Origin of the sequence: Lentisphaera profundi (assembly GCF_028728065.1) — a bacterium.
Taxonomy (GTDB): domain Bacteria; phylum Verrucomicrobiota; class Lentisphaeria; order Lentisphaerales; family Lentisphaeraceae; genus Lentisphaera; species Lentisphaera profundi.
The window spans coordinates 527216-548221 of sequence record NZ_CP117811.1; the positions used below are offsets into that span (position 1 = coordinate 527216).

Here is a 21006-nt window from a genome sequence, read left to right on the forward strand (position 1 = left end):
TTTAAATAAGAGATCGATGGAAAATATAAATTAGGAATACGAATATGAGTGTTTTAGAAAGTTTAAAATCAAAAACTACAGTCGTTGCAGATACTGGTGACTTCGAGTCAATGAAAACTTATTTGCCAACAGATGCCACAACTAACCCTTCTTTAATTTATGCGGCATCACAAATGCCTCAGTACGCATCTTTAGTTGATGATGCGATTGCTTATGGTAAATCTAAGGGCAGTGACAAAGTTGCTCAGCTTGACTTGGCAATGGACAAGCTTTCAGTTAACTTTGGCTTGGAGATCCTTAAAATTGTTCCGCGTTTCGTTTCTACAGAAGTAGATGCACGTTTGTCTTATGATATGCAGGGCACAGTAGATAAAGCACGTGAATTGATTGCTCTTTACGAAGAAGCGGGTATTTCTAAAGATCGCATTTTGATTAAAATTGCAACAACTTGGGAAGGTGTGAAAGCAGCTGAAGTACTTCGCAAAGAAGGCGTTCGCTGTAACATGACTTTACTCTTTAGTTTTGCTCAAGCAGTAGCTTGTGCCGAAGCTGGCGTTTACTTGATCTCGCCTTTTGTTGGACGTATCCGTGATTGGTACATGAAAGATACTGGTAAGGAATACAGTGCAGAAGAAGATCCAGGTGTTATCTCTGTTCGTAATATCTATAACTACTACAAAAAGTTTGGCTATGAAACAGTAGTTATGGGTGCATCATTCCGTACTGCTGATGAAGTTATGGCACTTGCGGGTTGTGATTTACTTACTATTGCTCCAAAACTATTGAAAGAGCTTGAGGAACGCAATGAAGAATTGCCAACTTATCTTTCTGAAGAAACAGCAGCAGCCAAATGTACTCAAGAGAAAATCACTCTCGACGAAAAAGCTTTCCGCTGGTCACACAATTCTGATCCAATGGCAGTAGAAAAACTCGCACAAGGTATTCGCGGTTTTGCAGCTGACTTAGATAAATTAGAAGCTTACATCGCTGACAAGCTCTAGTTCTATCAAATAATTCAAAAAGCCCGTTCATTAATTTGAGCGGGCTTTTTTGTGTATTGGCTAAATATTCACGATTACCCATTAAGAGGGGCAAAGCCCTTTAGTCGCCTGGTAAAGGGTCTAACCAGGCAGGCGGATAAAAAGCATCTGCCAATACGGCAGTATCTTGCTGGGGGAGCTAGAGGGGGACAGCGTCCACCTCGTGTGCGGAGCACCATGCCCTTTCATCTGGTGAATCGTAAAGTATGATGAATGCCTATCGCCTCACTCCGGCGGGGAGGTGTTGCCAGTGCTGCCACACGGGCAGATAAAGGACAGTGCGGAAAAAGGGCGGTTCTGCCACACGGGCGGTACTGCCATATGGGCGGAGAAAAGGCAGGGTTTATATAGAGCTTCGCCTCACTCCAGCGGGGAGGTGTTGCCACACGGGCGGCAAAAGGGAGGTGCTCCACACGGGCGGATAAAGGGAGGTGTTGCCATACGGGCAGATGATGGTTTTGGAAGTTGTCCTGCTATATTTTGTTTATTGGGGTTTTGGACCTAAGTTTATTTATAGTTAATTGATAAGAGTTGTGAATATGCAAAAAATCAGTTTGGTCATTTTAATATTTTTGAGTTTGTCCTTATTGGCTTTGGAGCCGTACAGAGGGGAGCAGCTGTGGGGCTTTAAAGACAAGAATAAAGTGGTGATTGAAGAGCAGTTCCTAGAAGTTCGCTCTTTTATCAAGAAACTTGCTGCAGTTAGAGCTGAGGCGGGCTGGGGTTTTGTTAATGAACAGGGCAAGATCGTACTTGAGCCTCAGGCTGATGAAGAGCCGCAATCTCTAGGGGATAGGACCTATTATAAGTTAAAAGGCCAGGTGGGGATGATGGATAATGCTGCGGGGGTATTAGTTTTTCCCGCAATTTATCAGAGTATAAGAAAATTTGGTGATAAATTGTACATGCTTAAAAAGGGTGAGTTGTGGTATGCCGCAGACCATAAAGGCAGTTTTGTAGTGGCCTCGGGCTTTAGTTTAGTTTATGAGCTAGACGATAATTATATTGCATTTAAGACAGATAAGGGCTGGGGTTTGATTGATCATACTCCAGTCATTGTTGTGCAAGCCTTTGCAGAGAAAATCGATGCTCCCACGGGTAAAATGATGCGCTTTAAGCAAAATGGTCTCTATGGTTTTTTAAATGATGCAGGGCAATTGGTGATTGATGCGGCTTACGAGGACGCTACTGAATTTACCGATTCAGGCGTGGCGTTTGTTAAGACCGGTCCGCAATGGGATAAAATTAATCGCCAAGGGAGTATTTTAAATAGTACCACGAGTATTGCTAAAGAGACTCCTGCGGATTTGGTGGCGCGTTTATTTAAGCAGGATGAGAAGGGGCCAAAGGTCGAGATTTATAATAGTAACAATTATAATCGCTCCTATTACCCAAATGCTTATCCCTATGTTTATCGACGGGGTTATCACCGTCCAGTGCCTTATAAAAGACCTAAATATCCTAAGACGAGTTTTGGTTTGGGTACGCATTTGTATTTCAAAAATGGCAAGATTCGTGGTGGCGGTCCAAGCCTTGGAGTGAGTAGGAGGCTGTAGTTAGACGGGCATATTGCTCAATAAATCGAGTTGAAGCCCGCTTTATCGAAAGAAAAGCATCAAGTCTTTTGATGGGCCAATGGCTCTTTGCTCCTTATGAGTTATTTTCAGATAATTCTAATTGGAGCCCCTATGAAATTTTTCACTGTACTTTTATTTTGCTTTGCAAGCCTGACACATGCTGAGCATAGCTCGGATAAGATCCTCGATTCATTGCTGATTATGATAGAGAGCAAGTCAGATCGTGGACAAATTGATCGTTACTTCATGGAGCCCCGAGCTGATTTAGATCTAAATCAATTTGCTCAGGTAATTAAGCGCATTAAAGAGCATAATATAGAGGCTTTGACGGAAGGGCCTGTTATTTATTATCCGATTAATGAAACGGCGCTTTATATGCTTGAAACAAAGGATGGCTGGAAGTTTGCGCCTTCCGCAAGTCGTAATTTTGAAGATATCTATCAAGCGGCATTTAAGTTTTCAGATCCAGAAAAAACCATGGAATATTATTTAGAGAGTATTTTGGCTAATGATTATGGTGAAGCACTCTCTTGTATCATTCGTGGGAAAGACAATTTTCAGTATAAAGAAGGTAAGCTACCTGAGTACGCTATTTTTGCACTAGAGAATTTTGCCGTTTATATCACAGCAAATCCTTTGAGTTCTTTAGAGCTCGATTCCTATGACGTCGATGTACTGAGAACCTATAATTCTTCTTTGGGTGAAATCAATTTTGTTTTTGATCGTGGTGATTGGCTTATTACTTCCTCTACGTCCAAGAATCTGATTATTGATCATTTTGGTCAAGCCAATATAAATGATTTGAGTGAGGCGCTACCAGATGAAGTGAGTGGAATGATTTTGATGCTGCGGAAAATGAAGTGGCTTTATATCATCGTCGTTTTATTAGTTGGTTTTATTTTGCAGTGGGTTTTAACTAAAGTATTGCAGCAGACAGTTTTAACAAAATTTGAGCGTCATGGCAAAATTATAAGTAGTAAAAAGAGTAGTAAATCGCTTTGTCTCTTATCGATGTCACTTTCCTTTTACCTTTTAATTCCCTATGTAGCTGAGCCCTCGGAATTATTGCTTAAGAGTCGTAAAGTTGCCTTTGTACTGGCTTTGATTGCGGGCATTATGGTCATTTCAAAAATTCTTGATTTGGTCATGAGTATCTTTTATGAAAAGGCACAAGGAAGTGCGACTAAAGTTGATGATGTACTCATCCCTATGGTGCACAAAGTTTTTCGCTTTGTTTTATATTTTGTGGGCTTCTCATTCGTCGCCAGCAATATGGGAGTCAATGTTACGAGTATAATCGCAGGTTTGGGGATTGGTGGTGTGGCCCTGGCTTTAGCTGCGAAAGATACTGTTGAGAATGTATTTGGTTCGATTACTTTGTTATTTGATCGTCCCTTTGAAGTAGGTGATTGGGTGGTTATCAATAACGTGGAGGGAACGGTAGAATCCATTGGCTTGCGTTCGACGCGGGTAAGGACTTTTTATTGTTCATTAGTGAATGTCCCCAATGCGAATTTAATTCGTGCCAATGTGGATAATTTTGGTCGTCGTTCTTATCGTCGAATTAAAACGAATCTGAGCGTTACCTATGATACACCACCTGAAAAAATCGAAGCTTTCTGTGAGGGTATCCGCGAGATAATTCGCAATCATCCACACACGAGGAAAGATTATTATCATGTGTATCTCAATCAATTTAATGCGTCATCACTCGATATTTTGCTCTATTGTTTTTTAGATGTGAGTGATTGGGCAATTGAGTTACGTGAGCGCCAGCGTTTGTTTTTAGATATTATTCGTTTAGCCAACCGCTTGGGAGTTGCTTTTGCCTTCCCAACTCAGAGTCTTCACATGGTGAAGCCCGAGGATTTATATGAGCCCGAAGTATCAACAAAAGTGGAAAATATCCAAAGTTCATATATAGGTGCAAGGCAAAAAGCAAATGAAGTTATACAAGAGAGTGGAAGTCTACGTCCCCATCCTGGCGCGATAAATTATCAAGCAGGCAATGAATACGTAGTTTCAGAAAAAGGTTAATTATGAAAAAGATCAATAAATCCTCACATTTAGAATCAGTAAAATACGAGATTCGTGGGCGTGTTGCCAAAGCCTCTGAGCGCTTGCGTTTAGATGGGGTGAATGTCCTCGAACTTAATATTGGTAATCCAGGCGTTTTTGGTTTCAAAGTTCCCGATACAATGAATATGGCTTTGATTCGCAACTTGGAAAAATCGGCATCTTATTGTGCCTCTAAAGGGATTTATTCTGCCCGTGAAGCAATTGTCGTAGACTCTCAGAATCAGGGTGTGAAAGGCTTGGATATTGATCGTGTCTATTTGGGCAATGGCGTCAGTGAATTGATTCTGATGGCAATGGAAGGCCTCTTGAATTTAGGTGATGAAATGTTGTTGCCATCGCCGGATTATCCTTTGTGGAGTGCGGCAGTAAAAATTTCTGGTGGTCAGCCGGTTTATTATCCCTGCGATTCAGCTACTGAGTGGATGCCGAATCTCGAAGAAATGGAGAGTCGCATTACAGAGAAGACGCGTGGCATTGTGGTGATCAATCCCAATAATCCGACAGGCGCGGTATACTCACGTGAGATATTAGAAGGAATCGTAGAGCTCGCTCGCAAGTACAATTTAATTATTTTTTCTGATGAGATTTATTCAAAAGTTCTCTATGATGATAATGAATTTATACCCATGGCAACTTTGGCGGAAGATATTTTGATTGTTAGTTTTAATGGCTTATCAAAATCATATAGAGCCTGTGGTTTTCGCTGTGGTTGGATGTATTTGACTGGAGCCGTTGAAGAGGCAGACTCTTATCTAGAAGGTTTAGATTTATTAGCGTCCATGCGCTTGTGTTCAAATGTCCCAGCACAATGGGCGGTTCAGACTGCTTTGGGTGGTTATCAATCCATCTTTGATCTATGCTCTGGTGATGGCCGCTTAAAAAAGCAAAGAGATATCTGCTTTAAGAGATTGTCGGCAATAGAAGGTGTCTCAGTGGTTAATGCTGGTGGAGCACTTTATCTTTTTGCTGAGTTGGATTTAGCTATTTATAATTTTGAAAATGACGAAGACTTTGTATTGCGCTTCTTAGAAGAGGAGCACGTCTTATTTGTTCATGGCTCTGGATTTAATTACGAGAAGTCGGCTGCATTCCGAGTGGTGTTTTTACCTTACAAAGAAGATTTGCAGCGCGCATTTGATCGCCTAGAGCAATTCCTTAGCCGTCACCGTCGTAAGTAGATGTTTGAACTTACTTCTCTGGCTAGTGGCTCTAAGGGCAATTGTACTCTTATAGAAAACGATACGTCGGCATACATAATTGATTGTGGTTTGAGCTTTAAGAAGCTTTGTGAGAAAATGAAGACTTTGGGCAAAGATTTAGCTAAGCTCAAAGGCATCTTTGTGACTCATGAGCATGCGGATCATTCTTCTGGTGTTCGTATATGTGCAGATAAATTAGATATTGCGGTATACGCAAATCATGATACGGCACTGATGTTGAAGCAAAAGAATCGCATGGGTAAGAAATGTGTGATTTTTGAAAATGGCCAAGAGATATTTTTAGACGGTATGTGCTTTCAGCCTTTTTCAGTGCCACATGACGCGGTTAATACTGTGGCTTACAAGGTTGAGTATGAAGGTCGCAAGATTTCGGTTTTGACTGATTTAGGCAGTGTTACCGAGCTTGTGGTGAATCAGGTGTATGGTAGCGAGATATTAGTACTTGAATGTAACTATGATCAGCAGATGCTGATGGATTGTGGGCGCCCATGGCGAACCATTCAACGCATCATGAGTCGTCATGGCCATTTAAGTAATGAGCAGGCAATGGAGCTCTTAGAGCGTTTGATGCATCCAGGTCTAAAAGAATTGTATATTGGTCATATATCAGAAGATACTAATGATTATAGCTTAGTCTATGACATAGTTTCAAAAGCGCTCGATAAATTAGGGCGTAGTGACATAGAGCCTAAGATTCTTAGGCGTCACGGTTTATTAGAGGCATAAAAAAAGCCACTTGATTAAGTGGCTTGTAAGGAAGTGTGTTTTGGAACTTTAAGCGAGAAGCTTATCGAGCTCTGCAATCACATCTTGGCAGGAGAATGGTTTTCGCACTGTCGCGTCTGCGCCAAAAACTTTAGCCGTTTCTAGGTTGTCGAAACCAGAAGAGTAGATCTTGCCTGTGATAGCAATGATTTTAACTTCGGGGAAAAGTTGTCTCATTTTTGTAATGGTTTCAAGGCCTTCCATATTGGGCATTACAATATCTGTAATGATGCCAGCAGGGGTGAAGTTATCCACTAAGTTAACAGCTTCAAGTCCATCATCAGCGGTTTTTACTGTGTAGCCTTCTTTGTTGAGGCAGTCTTTTAGAATCTCTAAAACGACTGGATTATCATCAATCACTAAAATATTTTTATTAGACACTTCCATTAGCTCATCTCTTTATAAATGTTTTCTTTAAAATAAAGACCGTTTTACTCTATACAATCAAAAAACTTCCTGTGAGTAGGAAAAGCAAGGGAAATAAATCAAAAATTAGTTAAGAGCCCAATAAAAGCAAAAATAAGCCGAAGAGATGGCTCTCTTCGGCTTATTAGACGAATATGTATATGCTTTTACTTTTGAACTAGGTCTTCGCGGACAGCGAAGTAGTTGGGGAAAGTTTTTTTACAGCATGTGGGATCGAGAATGGTGATTTCGGTGCCGAGGCTAAGGATGGCGAAGGCCATTGCCATGCGGTGATCATCATAAGTTTCGATCTCGCAGTTCAAGATTTTTTCAGGTGGATTAATGACGAGATAATCGGGGCCTTCTTCTACAGTGGCGCCGGCGCGCTTTAATTCATTAGCGACTGCGGTGATACGCTCAGTCTCTTTGACCTGCCAATTAGCGATATTGCGAATGGTAGTAGTGCCTTTTGCGAACATCGCGACAACAGCTAAAGTCATGCCAGTATCGGTCATCGTATTCATGTCGATATCAATACCATTGAGTGTGCCTGTTGACTTAACTTCGATGAAGTTATCTCCGTAGGTGACTTCTGCGCCCATTTGACCCATGACGCCAGCGAAGCCTGATTCGCCTTGGATACTATCTTTGCCACAGCCATAAACGCGAATTGAGCCATTGATAGCAGCTGCTCCGAGAAAGTATGAAGCAGAGCCAGCATCGCCTTCGACGATGAAGCTACTGGGGTTGATGTATTTCTGTGGAGCAGGGACAGTGAAAGTTTTGTAGTTATCATTACTGACTTCTACGCCAAATTTTTTCATGAGGCCCATAGTCATGTCGACATAGGGTTTAGAAGTGAGTTCACCGTCGATATTGATGGTTACTGTATCTTCGGCCAAAGGTGAGGCGAGGAGTAATGCGGTGATGTATTGACTAGAAACTGATCCATTGACACTCGTGGTTCCGCCTTTGATACCATTCGCCTTGATCTTAAGGGGAGGGCAGTTTGTCGGGAATTCGTAGGAAATGTCAATATTGAGTTTTTGTAGTGCGTCCACAAGGTCTTTGATGGGACGTTCACGCATGCGAGCATTGCCATCGATGACGTAGTTGCCTTTACTTGCACAGATTGCAGCACTCATGCTGCGGACTGCGGTGCCGGCATTTTCGAGGTAGAGGGTGAAGTCGCCGTCGGGCAATGAGCCTGCGCAGCCTTCGAGTTCTACGGTGAGATCTTCGACATTGCGACTGCAGGGGATTTTAAGAGTTTGTAGTGCTTCAAACATGCGATCCACATCGTTACTGGATAGGATGTTTTCTAAAGTGATTTTACCTTCTCCAAGTGCAGCGAGAAGGAGGCTGCGATTGGAAATGCTCTTTGAGCCGGGAAGTTTTACTGTGCCCTGAATTGAGCTGATTTTCGGAAGGGTAATTTTTTCCAAGGTTCGATTCTCCTATGGGTAAATAAAAAAGGCGGGAAAAAATCCCGCCTTTCAAAAAAAACTTATTTTTAGCTTACTTAGCTAAAACAGCTTTGGCTTGTTCAACTAGTGCATTAAAAGCAGCACGATCAGTGATAGCCATATCAGCGAGGACCTTTCTGTTAAGCTCAATATTGAGCTTTTTAAGACCAGCGATGAAGCTTGAGTAGTTAGTGTCTTGTTGGCGACAAGCTGCGTTAATACGAGTTGTCCAAAGTTGACGGTATTGACGTTTCTTTTGTTTACGACCGACGTAAGCGTGTTGATTTGCTTTGTCGACAGCGTCCATTGCATTTCTGATGCGTTTAGAAGCGCAGCCGTAGAAACCTTTAGCAGCCTTAAGGATGCGTTTTCTTCTAGCTCTTGAAGCTGGGGAATTAGTTGCTCTCATTGATAAATCTCCTTAATTATTTGAGGCCGTAGGGAAGGGCTGCTCTAACAGCGTTCATTTCACAGTCTTTAAGAACTGTGGAAGTACCGAGTCTAGCCTTTCTCTTTGGAGATTTTTTAGTGAGTATGTGGCGCTTACCTGCGCGACAACGAATGTATTTGCCAGTACCTGTCTGCTTGAGACGTTTGGCAACGCATTTGCGAGTCTTTTGTTTGGGCATCGTTTTCTCCTTGTTATTAGAGTGTTCATTAAATGGCTGATACGGCAGATGCCAGCCGTATGCAGACCGAAAAAAATTGAGCGCTAAGGTAGTCTAGGAATACTTTAGCACAAGCACTAGTTTTTAAAAAACTAAGCTTTTTTTGAGTTGGGGGATAATTGCATGGACATATTGCGTCCCATGAGCTTTGGTTTAGCTTCAATAATAACAGTTTCACCAAGTGATTCAATGATACGTTTCATGAGTACATCACCGAGTTCTGGGTGAGCCATTTCGCGGGCACGGAACTGTAAAGTGATTTTGAGTTTATAACCTTTGCCGACAAATTCACTTGCGTGCTTGAGCTTAGTTTCGAAATCATGGTCATGGATATTGACGTGAAATTTGAGTTCTTTGACCTGATTGTTATTCATTTGTTTTTTACGAGCATCTTTCTGTTGCTTCTTTTTTTCGTAAATGAATTTACCATAGTCCATAACGCGGACTACAGGTGGTTTTGCATCAGGGGCAAGTTCCACGAGGTCGAGGCCTTCTGAGTGAGCATTGGTCATTGCTACAGAAAATGGAACAATAGCAACTTCTTGACCGTTGCTGTCGAGTAGGCGAACTTCTTTGCCAGCTAATGAGTCAGAGCTCGGCGAGTTAATTAAACGCAATTAGATATATCTCCAGTTTTTAAAAAATGTATTCCTTAAGATTGCCCAAGACAAAAACTTATCAAAGTAATTGTTAGTCAATAAGCTTAAAAAAGTAAGTTATTTTGTTCGAGAAGCTTTTTTCGGCTTGTTCCATCGGAAAAATGGTAGCAAACCAATGAAGCTTAGCCCAGTGAAAATTCCGACGGCTAACATGACGTAGAATGCTGCCTGGCTAGTGAAGCCGTAACTATGCAGTCCAATGGAGAGCTGATTAACACCAAACCATGACCAAGTAGTGACGGACGCACCAAAGATTGAAAGTAGTGCTAAGCCACGAGATCTAGCAATGCCAGCCATTTTAGAGTGAAGGATAATAGCACACCAGATAACAATAAGTAGGGCACCGTTTTCTTTTGGATCCCAGCCCCAGAAGCGACCCCAGGAATCGTCTGCCCACAGACCACCAAGGATGGTGCCGATAAAGCTAAAGAACATGGCGAAGGCGATGGTGCCGTACATGGTTGAGTTAAGCGTCTTGTAAAGTTCTTTATTTTCTTTTTCGGATTTAAATAAGGCACAGACTAGAGAAATGATACCAGTCATAGCAGCTACGTATGTGGCTGCGTAACCCATGTTAATAGTGATTACGTGAGTCATAAGGAAGAACTTAGTATCTAGTACGGCCTGCATCATTTGCATGGTGTCACCATCAAGCGAGAGCTTGTCAGCGATATTGAGTGTGAGGAATCCGCATACCGCAGCAATAATGTTACCGATGCCGCGCTTAAAGAGGAACTCGATAATGAGGGCCGCGATGACAATGACCCAACCAATAAAGATAGCGGTTGAATAAAGATTAGTGATAGGTGGGTAGTCAGAGATGTAGACTCGCGCAAAAAGCCCCCATGTATGGATTAGGGCAATCACGATGAGGAAGTGCATGTTACAGCGATTAATCCAAGGTTTACGGAAAAGCCAAGATAGGGCGCAGAGAACGAAACCTAGAGCATACCAGTGATAGAGACCAAAAGGATTGATTTTATTAAAGGTGATTTCAAAAGCGGTCTTTTTTTCAGAAGTTTCCCAGACTTGTAGTTCGCCTTCTAGGCGGTGATCTTTGGAACTGAGTTCAGTGAGCTTCGTTTTTTTATCGTTCTTGCTCATGTTGCTGTCGTTCTGTACTTTAGTAAATTCAGTCTGACTCTCTTCGAGTTCGGATTTGATCGCACCGAGTCGTGTCTGACGAATCTCCTTATTGATTTCAATGAACTTATTGATCGCTTCGTTAAATTTTGCGGGCTTGTCGTCATAAAAATAGAAGAGCGAGACGGCGAGTTGCTCGGTATTATCATTCAAGTCTTGTCCTTTAACGAGGCTCGAAGAGATTGAATGCGAGAGTGTGTCCCAGTCATTTTTGTCGTTACTTTTGATGACTAATGGGGGATTGTACTTAAGGATATTGGTGTTCATCGCGTGGTACTGACTGATGCCTTGTGCGGTATTCGCAAAGCTCGTCGAAAAGGAGTTGGCCATGAGATGGAAAGTTTGTAGGCGTTGTTCAAAATCAATTAATGCAGTTTGATAGGAGTCGCGTTCACCCACTTTAAGTTCGCGAACTTTTTTAATATCGCTTTCGAGGGTTTTGATTTTGTCTGCAAATTCAACAAGAGCATAGCGGAAGCGATGACGCTTGAGGTCAAGGCCTAATTTTTCAAGTAGCTGTGGATGCGTTATGCGGAAGACGCGGTGCTCGTAAGCACTGGGTTTAGCAGAGATGACTTCAAAGAAAAACTGGACAGATGGGCGAGTTTCAAAAACTTTATCTTTTTCAGGGACTTCTTTGTCGCCGTCTTTTACTTCTACTTTAAAGATGGCACTTTCGCTTAAGAAAACGAGGAAGTTTTGAGCTACTGTGTGGAGTGGTTTCGTTCTGCCTTTATAGACCATGGGGATGGTGGCAGCTTTGTCTAAGTTGAACTCTTTCTCTTCATCAACAGTATTCGTTTTTGTAGAACGTGAAAGACTGTAAAAAAGTCCGATGATTAAAATTGCGGAAATAGCAAACTGCCAAGCTTTAAAGCCAGTTGGAGCTGATTCGCGATTGAATAGTCCCTTCATAAATTGTATGAGAATGATAAGGAAGTGGATCATCATTCCTGTAGCTGCCATCATACAGGAAATGTAGGGAAGCATCCATCCACTATTTCTAACCACTTGTAAGACAGTGGTGGTTTCATCTTGGCTAAAACTCTGCTGGTAGAAAGTTTTGTCGTCGAAGCGTAGGGGGTTATTCATCCAGATCTTCACTTCGCGGTCAATGTTGTTTTCTGGGTCTTCTAAGCGAATAAGACTAGAATAGTTACGTGGAGTATTTGTGCCCATGTAGCGGTCAAAGCTGAAGTTGATTAAGCTGATGGTGGCAGTGTTCTCGCTATCGCCCTTCAGATAGGATCGTTTATTACGGAGAATAAGACGATATTTCTTGCCATCAACTTCCATTTCTTCAAAACGATTGGGGAGATTACGGCTGGTGAAGTTGGCGTAAAAGTAAAGAGAAAAAGCGCGAGTGCCGAGGTCTTTGCCATCGCGTCCAGTAAATTTGAAAAGTCCAGCAGGGACATCTTTACTGCTCCCAAGGCCATCGCTTACTTTGTCGCTATAGATGTGGAAGTTTTTGCCATTACCAGCAGTGACGCCAGGAGTGGGAGCAGGCTGTGTGCTCATTTGTGAGTTCTTGAAAAATTCGACGGTTTCAATGGTGAACGGAAGTGATTCGTAGTCAATAGTATCGCCTACGGAGTTGATCATTGACATCGGGATGGCAGTTGTTTGATTGTTGTCGCCATCTGTCTTCTCGATGACCGCAAATTCATACTCAATGTTATTGTCTAGGTAGGACGTACTTTGTCCTTCAGGGATGACCATAGTTGATTCAACGGCATCAATTTTTGTGACGAGTTCAGCGATGAGTAGTAGGATGACTGAAAAATGGATAAGGACAACCGCGGCTTTTTTCTGACCATATAAGAACCAGCAGGCGGCATACATGAATACGGAAGGGATGAGGCCTTGAGCAAGGCGGTAGACGACTCGCATATATGCTGCACCAACAGTAGAAGAAACTTCTTCGTGGAAATAACCTTTGGCGATAGCGAGTGTAAAAAGTAAAGAAATTACTGTGAAGATAGCTCCAATAACTAAGTGCTTTTTATTTTTCACTAACTTGAATCGTACCATGTAGGCGGATGTTAAGTTGATAAATAAACCTGCGCCAATAGCGAAGCCACCAGGCATGTAGATATATGCTTTTTCGAGGAAGCCGATATCCCAAGAGCGAGGGAAAAATAAGTTAAGGTTGATCTTGGTTATGTATGAACGGAAAATTTCGTCGACAACAGTCCAGATACCTGCATCCATTTGTGCCAGTGTTCCCGCAAGAACGAGAAACATAGAAAGAGAAAATAGGGTTATTGTAAATTTAAGTGAAGCTAAGGTTTTAAAGATTTTTTCCATTATTTGAATCTCGCGCTAGTAATCAAAGTTTTAAATTCCTCGAGGGCTAGGTCTGCTTTGGAAGCGGGTCCCTGGAGTTTGAAGAATATTTTACTTGTCCCCTGAAAGGAGGCAGATATAAGGATTTCTTTATCATTGCTGATTTTGATGAGCTCGAGTTCTTTGCCATCAGTACTTTTGATTTTTTCTATGTAATCTTTAGGAGACTTACCTTTAAGTCCCATTTGATCAAACCACATTTCATAAACTCTCTGCATCGGCATGGGGCCTTGCATTTGTGTGATACTCAGTTGGTAGCTAGCAGCTTCGATTTTTAATTCGTATTTACCTAGTGACATGGCAGTTTTTTCGCCAGTTTTGATCCACTTGTCAGAGGGATTGAGTTCAAGTGTCTCGAGTTTTTTTACTTCATGGGGGTTATTAACCGGCGGTTGAGTGCTAGGAGCAGGTTCTGCTGCTTTAGGCTGAGGTGTATCATTAATAAGTTTAACGATGTGAATGGAGTTACCTTGGATATTGAAGCTTTTGATTTCGTTTTCTAATTTAGCATCAGCGCTTATGCCAACTTGCCCTTTCCAGCGTGCGACATTGGCATCAATATTTTGATTGGGACCTAATTTAATGAGGCTTATGTCAACTTGGCCTGATTTGTAAGAGGCGATTCTCATACTTGAGCTGGATTGTACTTCTTTCCAGTCAGCAGGTACGTCGTATTTGAGCATGTTATTTTCGTCGAAGCTATGTGCGCCAATGACTTGAATGATATTATTAGCTTGATTGCGGACTTCTTCGTCAGGCCCAATGAGTTTGAGAAACCAAGTCGCATCAGGTCTTTCAATGATGGCGGCCATGATCGCATTAGCATTTGCTGCGACAGCCGGCATGGACCCTGACGCAAATGGTGCTTGACTTGTAAGTTTTGTAGAAGTGGTCTTGCTTGGCTGCTGATCTTTTTTGTCTTCGTTGAATAAAGTGATTTTGTAGAGCTGGTCTTTTATTGTACTTAACTCTTGTTCGGTGGGAGCTCCACTGAGTCCAATTTGTTTTTTCCAGCGAAGGACATTTGCGTTAAGATCTTGACCTGAAGGAAGGCGGGAGATAGAGATGTCAACACCCTCGGCATCGAAACTTGCGATTCGCATTGCGGAGGCTTGTTTTTTGACCCAGTCTTTGGGGATGTCATAGTGGATGTGATCACCGTGAGCTAAATCTAAGGTATTGGCAACTTGCTCGAGATTAGCTACTTGCTTTTTAACCCCTTGATAAGAGCCGATGATTTTTATGAACCAAGTATATTTCGGTGTTTCTGCAACAAGAGCAATCAAACCGCCGTTTTCTGCCTTTGGCTGACTCATCATGAAAGGAGCTCGCTGGACAGGTGTTTTCGTGGAGGTGGGGGTGTCGAGACTGTAATCTTTTTCATTGTAAACAGTTATTTCATCTTTCTTAGTAAAAAGCTTTGGCGAAATGACAATGAGGATAACTGTGATGGCAGAAAGGGCGTAAATTATATTTTTCATAAAAGGTAAGGTCTGTTAAATTAATTCAATGCCTCTATATTACTCGAATCACCCTTAAAGACAAAAGAGATTGAAAAGTTATGTTTAAAAAAAGTCAAAGTAAGTCTGGTTTGAGCTTAGATGCGGTGATTAATAAACGTAAAAATCTCATGCCCGAGCATCGAGAGCGGTCTTGGGTGATTCAATGGGTGTATTTCTCGGTATTGTTTCTTTTTATATTAATGATCCATACAATTGTTGATTATTACAATTGATTCCTAGGCTTGATTTCCTTGTAGGCGTTTTGCCAAGCACGGAACAAGAATATTTTTGATTACAGTAGTTGACTGTGAGACATTAGATATTTTCACCATTTAAAAATGGAAGTGAACGGAAGGTTTAGAAAAGCTATTCTGATGATAAATAAGATAAAAAAGACCGTATTTAAAATAGGGGCTTGAAATCGGCATAAACTGGAAGGTATTTTAAATACGGTGGAAAAAAACGTATTTGTATTGACACGAGTCATTGTGATGGTATTTATGCGAGCGTAAATATAAATGGATTTCCTATGTTTAAACTGAATAAAAAAGTCGAATACGCAATCATTGCACTCCAGCACATGAAAAGTGTTGACGATGGCGCGATGAGTACAGTGAAAGAGATTTGCGAGCTCTACGGCGCCCCCTTTGATGTCACCTCAAGAGCGATGCAGAAGATGGCTTCAGCAGGGATTTTGAAGTCGATTAAAGGAGCTCACGGAGGTTACTTAATTCAGCAGGACTTAGGTGAACTCAAGCTCCTGGATTTAATTGAATCCATATCTGGAGATGTATCACTCGCCAGCTGTGTAATTGATCCCTGTAACTGTGATATGATTGCAAGTTGTAACATAGTGGATCCGATTACGCGACTTAATGAGTTGTTAAGAAAATTTTTCGCTGAGATGACTGTCTTGGACCTTTTGCAAGGAAAGAAGTCTCAGCCCCAAATGAAGGAAGTTTGTCATGAGTGAAAATGAAGTTTTTACGAGTGCACTGAGTCAAGAACAATTTGGTTTTGTAACTGATATTGCGACTGACTCAATACCTAAAGGTCTAAACGAAGATGTCGTTAAGCTGATTTCAGCACGTAAAGAAGAGCCTGAATGGATGCTTGAGTTTCGACTTAAAGCTTTTGCACGTTGGAAAAAAATGACTGAGCCCGTTTGGGCAGGTTTAAATTATCCAAAAATTGATTTTCAAGATATTGTTTATTATTCGGCTCCTAAAGAAGCAGAAAAACACGATAGTTTGGATGATGTGGATCCGGAGTTAATAAAAACTTTTGAAAAATTAGGTATTCCCCTTTCTGAACAAAAGCGACTTACGGGTGTTGCGGTAGATGCCGTATTTGATTCGGTATCAGTGGGGACGACTCACCAAGCCGAATTAGCTGAGTATGGAGTTATCTTCTGTTCGATTTCAGAGGCAATTAAAGATCATCCTGAATTAGTGAAAGAGCATATGGCCTCAGTTGTTCCTGTAGGCGATAATTTTTATGCAGCACTCAATGCAGCGGTATTTACTGATGGAAGTTTCTGTTATATTCCCAAGGGAGTTACTTGCCCAATGGATTTATCGACCTACTTCCGTATCAATGCAGCTGAGACGGGTCAATTCGAAAGAACACTGATTATTGCCGAAGAGGGTAGCTACGTTAATTATTTAGAAGGCTGTACGGCACCTCAGCGAGATGAGAACCAATTGCATGCGGCAGTTGTTGAAATCATTGCTGAAAAAGATGCGACGGTTAAGTACTCAACAGTTCAGAACTGGTATGCAGGTGATGAAGAAGGTCGCGGCGGTATTTACAACTTTGTAACCAAGCGTGGGATCTGTCGGGGGGATAATTCCTTCATTTCATGGACTCAGGTTGAAGCTGGTTCGGCGATTACTTGGAAGTATCCTTCAGTGATCCTCAAGGGTGATAATTCTACGGGTGAATTCTATTCAGTTGCACTTACTAATAATAAGATGCAGGCCGATACGGGAACCAAAATGATTCACATTGGTAAGAATACCAAATCTACGATTATTTCGAAAGGTATTTCTGCGGATGATTCACGCAACTGCTATCGAGGCTTAGTGAAAATTATGCCAGGTGCGGAAGGTGCGAGGAATTATTCACAATGTGATTCGATGCTCGTGGGCGATAAATGTAGTGCCAGTACTTTCCCTTATTTAGAAGTGCAAAATAATACGGCAATTTTAGAACACGAAGCCTCAACTTCAAAAATCAGCGCAGATCAAATTTTTTACCTACTCTCACGAGGGATAGATATGGAAGAAGCGATTCATTTATTGGTTAATGGTTTCTGTAAAGAAGTTTTCAAGGAACTCCCATTAGAGTTCTCCGTCGAAGCAGTTAAGCTACTTGAAATGAAGCTTGAAAACTCCATTGGATAGATTTAAAAAAGGATATTTAGAATGTTAAAGATTAAAAATTTACACGCCAAAGTCGGTGACAAAGTCATTCTTAAAGGCTTAAACCTTGAAATTAAAGAAGGCGAAATTCACGCGATCATGGGACCCAATGGGGCAGGTAAAAGTACCTTGTCAAAAATCATTGCAGGTCATCCTGATTATGAAGTTACTGAAGGTGAAATTACTTACGAAGTAAACTTTAAAGAAAAAGATCTTACCGATATGGAGCCAGAAGATATTGCTCGCGAAGGTGTTTTTCTTAGTTTTCAGTACCCTGTAGAAGTTCCGGGCGTTTCTAACTTGGCCTTCCTGAAAGCTTCGTTCAACGCTATTTGCCGTCATCAGGGTGTAGCGGAAATGGAAGATGGCCCTTTCGTTGATTTCGTGCGCGAGAAAATGGATGAGCTCAAAATCAAGCGTGGTTTTCTCGATCGCCCAGTAAATGTAGGTTTCTCTGGTGGTGAAAAGAAACGCAATGAAATTTTACAGATGGCAGTACTCAACCCTCGTTTAAAACTCTTAGATGAAACTGATTCAGGTTTAGATGTAGATTCAATGAAAATTGTTGCTGAAGGTATCAATACACTACGTAGCAAACGCAGTTCTACAGTCTTAGTGACTCACTATCAGCGTTTACTTGATTATGTTAAGCCTGATTACGTACATGTCTTAGCCGATGGCCAAATTGTGAAAAGCGGTGGCCCTGAATTAGCTTTGGAAGTGGAAGCCAAAGGTTATGACTGGTTAATCAAGTAGGCAATTATGACTCAATTACCAAAAGAATTTATTAATCAAGAACTTATCGAATCAGAAACGGGTACTTGGCTTAGCGATTTTCGTAAAAGCCATGCCGCTAAAGTTATTGACTTAGAGTTTCCAGGGCGCGCCAATGAGCGTTGGAAGTATACGCCTTTGCGTGGAGTCCTTGAGTTAAGTTATAGCGCATCGCCAAGTATTGACTTAAATGAAGCTCAAGTAAAAGATCATCGACTGGCAGGAAGCATTGAATTAGTTTTTGTTAATGGTGGGTTCTCTGAGGAACTTTCCATTATTCCGGCTACTTTGCCAAAAGGTTTTACTATTGCTCCCGTATCAGTAGCCCTTGCGGGAAATTCAGCCCACGATGTTCAAAATATCTTAGAGTATGAAGGTGATGGCGAAGAAGATGTATTCGAGACTCTGAATAAGAGTTCCTTCCGTGATGGAGCTTTTATTAAAGTTTCTAAGGGAGCGTATAGCGAAACACCTATTCACATCCTCAACTTCAGTAGTGCAGAACAGAGTACGGTTAATTTTTCACGTCACATGATTTACTTAGAAGATGGTGCGATAGCCAGTGTGATCGAAACTTGTGCTAATCAAGCTGGTGAACTTAAGCATATAAATAATATTATGACTGATGTTGTTCTGCAAGAACGGTCGCTGTTGACTTATAGTCGCTTACAGGTTGAGACAGAGCAGTCTATTAATGTTTCGGCTTTAAGAGCTCGAATTGGCGCAGATGCAAAATTCAACTCATCAGTATTTTCTGCTGGCGGAGCGTTAAGTCGCCACTTTATGGATGTTGAGCTCAATGGTAAGCACGCGGAAACGGACTTGCAGGGCTTATTCACCACGAAAGGTGAAATGCATGCAGATAACCGTGGTATTATTCGTCACAAAGTTCCTGAGTGTGAATCTAATCAACTTTATAAAGGTGTTTTAGACGATAGTTCACGTGGAGTTTTTAACGGCATAGTTAATATCGCCCGCGATGCACAACTTAGTAATGCTAATCAGATGAATCGTAATTTATTGCTTAGTCGTAAAGCTAGAGTCGATGCAAAACCAGAGTTAGACGTTTATGCTGATGACGTAAAAGCGGCTCATGGTGCCGCTATTGGGCAATTAGATGCTTCCGAACTTTTCTATCTTCAGACTCGTTGTATTTCTCGTGAGCAGGCGATTCAGATGTTAATTAAAGGCTTTATGCACGAAGTTATCGATAAGGCGCCGGCAATTCTCAAGCCAAAATTAGATGTGATTTTTGATAATTATTTCGATGCTGAGGATGTGTTGACATGCTAGATATCGCCAAAATTAGAGCGGATTTTCCTATCTTAGAAAGACAGGTTCATAAAAAGAATTTGGCTTACTTAGATAATGGAGCCACGACTCTAAAGCCGAATCAGGTAGTTGAGACAATTGATAAGCATTACAAAGAAGAATGCTCCAACATTCACCGGGGCATTCATTGGTTGAGTGAACGTGCAACAGAGTCTTACGAAGGCACGCGCGAAAAAGTTAAAAACCTTATCAATGCAGAAAGTACCGATAACATTGTCTTTAATAGTGGTACAACCGCGGGCATTAATTTAGTCGTTCAAAGTTATGGTCGTAGTCAGTTAAATGCTGGTGACGAGGTCATTATTAGTGCAATGGAACATCATTCAAATATAGTGCCTTGGCAGATGCTGCGCGATGAAAAAGGTATTGTGATTAAAGTAGTTCCCGTGCTCGAAGATGGTTCGCTTGATATGGCTGCTTTTTACGCATTAATTAGTGAAAAAACTAAGTTTATTTCGATTATGTATGTTTCAAATGTTTTGGGTACAGTGAATCCGATGCAAGAAATCTGTGATAAGGCCAATGAATTAAATATCCCCGTCTTAGTAGATGCGGCTCAAGCGATTGCGCACATGCCTGTAGATGTCCAGAAATTGAATTGCACTTTCATGGTTTTTTCAGCACACAAAATGTATGGTCCCACTGGTGTAGGTGTGCTTTATGGCAAAGCAGAATACTTAGAAAAGATGCCTCCAGTTAATGGTGGTGGTGATATGATTCTTTCTGTGAGTTTTGATAAGACAGTTTACAATGTAGCTCCCTATAAATTTGAAGCCGGTACGCCGAATATTGCAGGTGTTATTGGTCTGGGTGCTGCAGTTGATTACTTACTGACTTTTGATTGGCAGCAAGTGGAAGATCGCGAAGCGGAACTGATTGCGTATGCACATGAAAAATTAGAGCAGATTCCTGGTTTGAAAATTATTGGTACGGCAAAAATTAAATCGGGTGCAGTGTCCTTTACTATGAAGGATATTCACCCCCATGATATCGGCACAATCGTCGATCGTTCAGGTGTGGCCATTCGTACGGGACATCACTGTGCTCAGCCACTGATGGAATTTTATGGTATAGTGGCGACCGCACGAGCTTCATTTGCGATCTATAACACAAAAGAAGAAGTGGATCAATTGGTGAAAGCACTGGAAAAAGTCCAGGAGATTTTTGCATGAGTAATCAGCTCTATCAGCAAACTGTCTTAAAACACAATCGCGATCCCCGTAACTTTGGCGAGATAGATGATTGTAGTCATCATGCAGAGGGTTTTAATCCTCTCTGCGGTGACGAAGTTAAGGTGTTTTTGCAGGTGGAGGGTGATGAACTTAAAGATTTAAAATTTACCGGTAAAGGCTGTGCCGTTTCTCAAGCTTCTGCATCTATCATGACGGAGGCTTTAAAAGGGAAAAAATTGAGTGAAGTTCAAGTGCAGTACGAAGACTTTATAAAAATGGCATCGGGTGAAAAGCTAAATCCCAGTGGCGAAATTGCGGCATTCGCAGGGATTAGTCAATTCCCCTCACGAGTCAAATGTGCCGTGTTAGCATGGAAAACTTTTAATGCGGCTATTGCAGGCGCAGATAATACAATTTCGACGGAATAATAAA

General features: G+C 41.6%; 19 protein-coding genes. 12 read left to right on the forward strand and 7 right to left on the reverse strand.

The features are described from left to right. Positions 1-44 precede the first annotated feature (44 nt). The 5 genes from tal (at position 45) to PQO03_RS02160 (ending at position 6642) form a co-directional block, all read left to right on the forward strand. Entirely contained in the window at positions 45-1001 is a 957-nt protein-coding gene (gene tal / locus PQO03_RS02140; RefSeq protein ID WP_274150824.1) for a transaldolase, read from the forward strand. A gap of 578 nt (positions 1002-1579) precedes the next feature. Next, on the forward strand, positions 1580-2596 hold the full coding sequence (locus PQO03_RS02145) for a WG repeat-containing protein (RefSeq protein WP_274150825.1): 1017 nt from the start codon (positions 1580-1582) through the stop codon (positions 2594-2596). A gap of 132 nt (positions 2597-2728) precedes the next feature. Then, positions 2729-4654 (forward strand): mechanosensitive ion channel family protein, encoded by a 1926-nt coding sequence (locus PQO03_RS02150; protein WP_274150826.1) that lies wholly within the window; start codon positions 2729-2731, stop codon positions 4652-4654. A 2-nt stretch (positions 4655-4656) separates the two neighbouring features. After that, positions 4657-5874 carry a pyridoxal phosphate-dependent aminotransferase gene (locus tag PQO03_RS02155; RefSeq protein WP_274150827.1) on the forward strand — a complete coding sequence of 406 codons (1218 nt, stop codon included), beginning with the start codon at positions 4657-4659 and terminating at the stop codon, positions 5872-5874. Then, the gene (locus PQO03_RS02160; RefSeq protein ID WP_274150828.1) at positions 5875-6642 is read left to right on the forward strand and encodes an MBL fold metallo-hydrolase; all 768 of its coding nucleotides are present in this window, start codon (positions 5875-5877) and stop codon (positions 6640-6642) included. It abuts the gene before it with no gap. 48 nt (positions 6643-6690) lie between these two features. Here PQO03_RS02160 and PQO03_RS02165 read toward each other — a convergent pair whose 3' ends face one another. The 7 genes from PQO03_RS02165 to PQO03_RS02195 form a co-directional block, all read right to left on the reverse strand. Beyond that, entirely contained in the window at positions 6691-7068 is a 378-nt protein-coding gene (locus PQO03_RS02165; protein WP_274150829.1) for a response regulator, read from the reverse strand. Positions 7069-7253: 185 nt separating this feature from the next. After that, positions 7254-8531 carry a 3-phosphoshikimate 1-carboxyvinyltransferase gene (gene aroA, locus PQO03_RS02170; protein ID WP_274150830.1) on the reverse strand — a complete coding sequence of 426 codons (1278 nt, stop codon included), beginning with the start codon at positions 8529-8531 and terminating at the stop codon, positions 7254-7256. A 73-nt stretch (positions 8532-8604) separates the two neighbouring features. Continuing rightward, positions 8605-8961: a 50S ribosomal protein L20 gene (gene rplT, locus PQO03_RS02175; RefSeq protein WP_274150831.1), complete on the reverse strand. Its 357-nt coding sequence runs from the start codon at positions 8959-8961 to the stop codon at positions 8605-8607. 16 nt (positions 8962-8977) lie between these two features. After that, positions 8978-9181, reverse strand: a complete 204-nt coding sequence (gene rpmI / locus PQO03_RS02180; RefSeq protein WP_274150832.1) for a 50S ribosomal protein L35 — start codon at positions 9179-9181, stop codon at positions 8978-8980. 131 nt (positions 9182-9312) lie between these two features. After that, entirely contained in the window at positions 9313-9837 is a 525-nt protein-coding gene (gene infC, locus PQO03_RS02185) for a translation initiation factor IF-3 (RefSeq protein WP_274150833.1), read from the reverse strand. Positions 9838-9936: 99 nt separating this feature from the next. Beyond that, positions 9937-13332: a cytochrome c biogenesis protein gene (locus PQO03_RS02190; RefSeq protein WP_274150834.1), complete on the reverse strand. Its 3396-nt coding sequence runs from the start codon at positions 13330-13332 to the stop codon at positions 9937-9939. Further along, positions 13332-14852 carry a hypothetical protein gene (locus PQO03_RS02195; RefSeq protein WP_274150835.1) on the reverse strand — a complete coding sequence of 507 codons (1521 nt, stop codon included), beginning with the start codon at positions 14850-14852 and terminating at the stop codon, positions 13332-13334. Before PQO03_RS02195 ends, PQO03_RS02190 begins: the two co-directional genes overlap by 1 nt. Positions 14853-14932: 80 nt before the next feature. On the opposite strand from PQO03_RS02195, the gene PQO03_RS02200 reads away from it, so the two are divergent. The 7 genes from PQO03_RS02200 (at position 14933) to sufU (ending at position 21002) form a co-directional block, all read left to right on the forward strand. Continuing rightward, entirely contained in the window at positions 14933-15106 is a 174-nt protein-coding gene (locus PQO03_RS02200) for a hypothetical protein (RefSeq protein WP_274150836.1), read from the forward strand. Between the two features lie 296 nt (positions 15107-15402). After that, entirely contained in the window at positions 15403-15846 is a 444-nt protein-coding gene (locus PQO03_RS02205; protein ID WP_274150837.1) for an RrF2 family transcriptional regulator, read from the forward strand. After that, complete coding sequence (gene sufB / locus PQO03_RS02210; protein ID WP_274150838.1) at positions 15839-17278, forward strand: Fe-S cluster assembly protein SufB; 1440 nt, start codon at positions 15839-15841, stop codon at positions 17276-17278. Before PQO03_RS02205 ends, sufB begins: the two co-directional genes overlap by 8 nt. Before the next feature lie 21 nt (positions 17279-17299). Further along, complete coding sequence (gene sufC, locus PQO03_RS02215; protein ID WP_274150839.1) at positions 17300-18052, forward strand: Fe-S cluster assembly ATPase SufC; 753 nt, start codon at positions 17300-17302, stop codon at positions 18050-18052. A 6-nt stretch (positions 18053-18058) separates the two neighbouring features. Then, on the forward strand, positions 18059-19363 hold the full coding sequence (gene sufD, locus PQO03_RS02220) for a Fe-S cluster assembly protein SufD (protein WP_274150840.1): 1305 nt from the start codon (positions 18059-18061) through the stop codon (positions 19361-19363). Next, the gene (locus PQO03_RS02225; RefSeq protein ID WP_274150841.1) at positions 19357-20574 is read left to right on the forward strand and encodes an aminotransferase class V-fold PLP-dependent enzyme; all 1218 of its coding nucleotides are present in this window, start codon (positions 19357-19359) and stop codon (positions 20572-20574) included. The genes sufD and PQO03_RS02225 overlap by 7 nt, the downstream gene beginning before the upstream one ends. After that, the gene (gene sufU / locus PQO03_RS02230; protein ID WP_274150842.1) at positions 20571-21002 is read left to right on the forward strand and encodes a Fe-S cluster assembly sulfur transfer protein SufU; all 432 of its coding nucleotides are present in this window, start codon (positions 20571-20573) and stop codon (positions 21000-21002) included. Before PQO03_RS02225 ends, sufU begins: the two co-directional genes overlap by 4 nt. Positions 21003-21006: the final 4 nt, after the last annotated feature.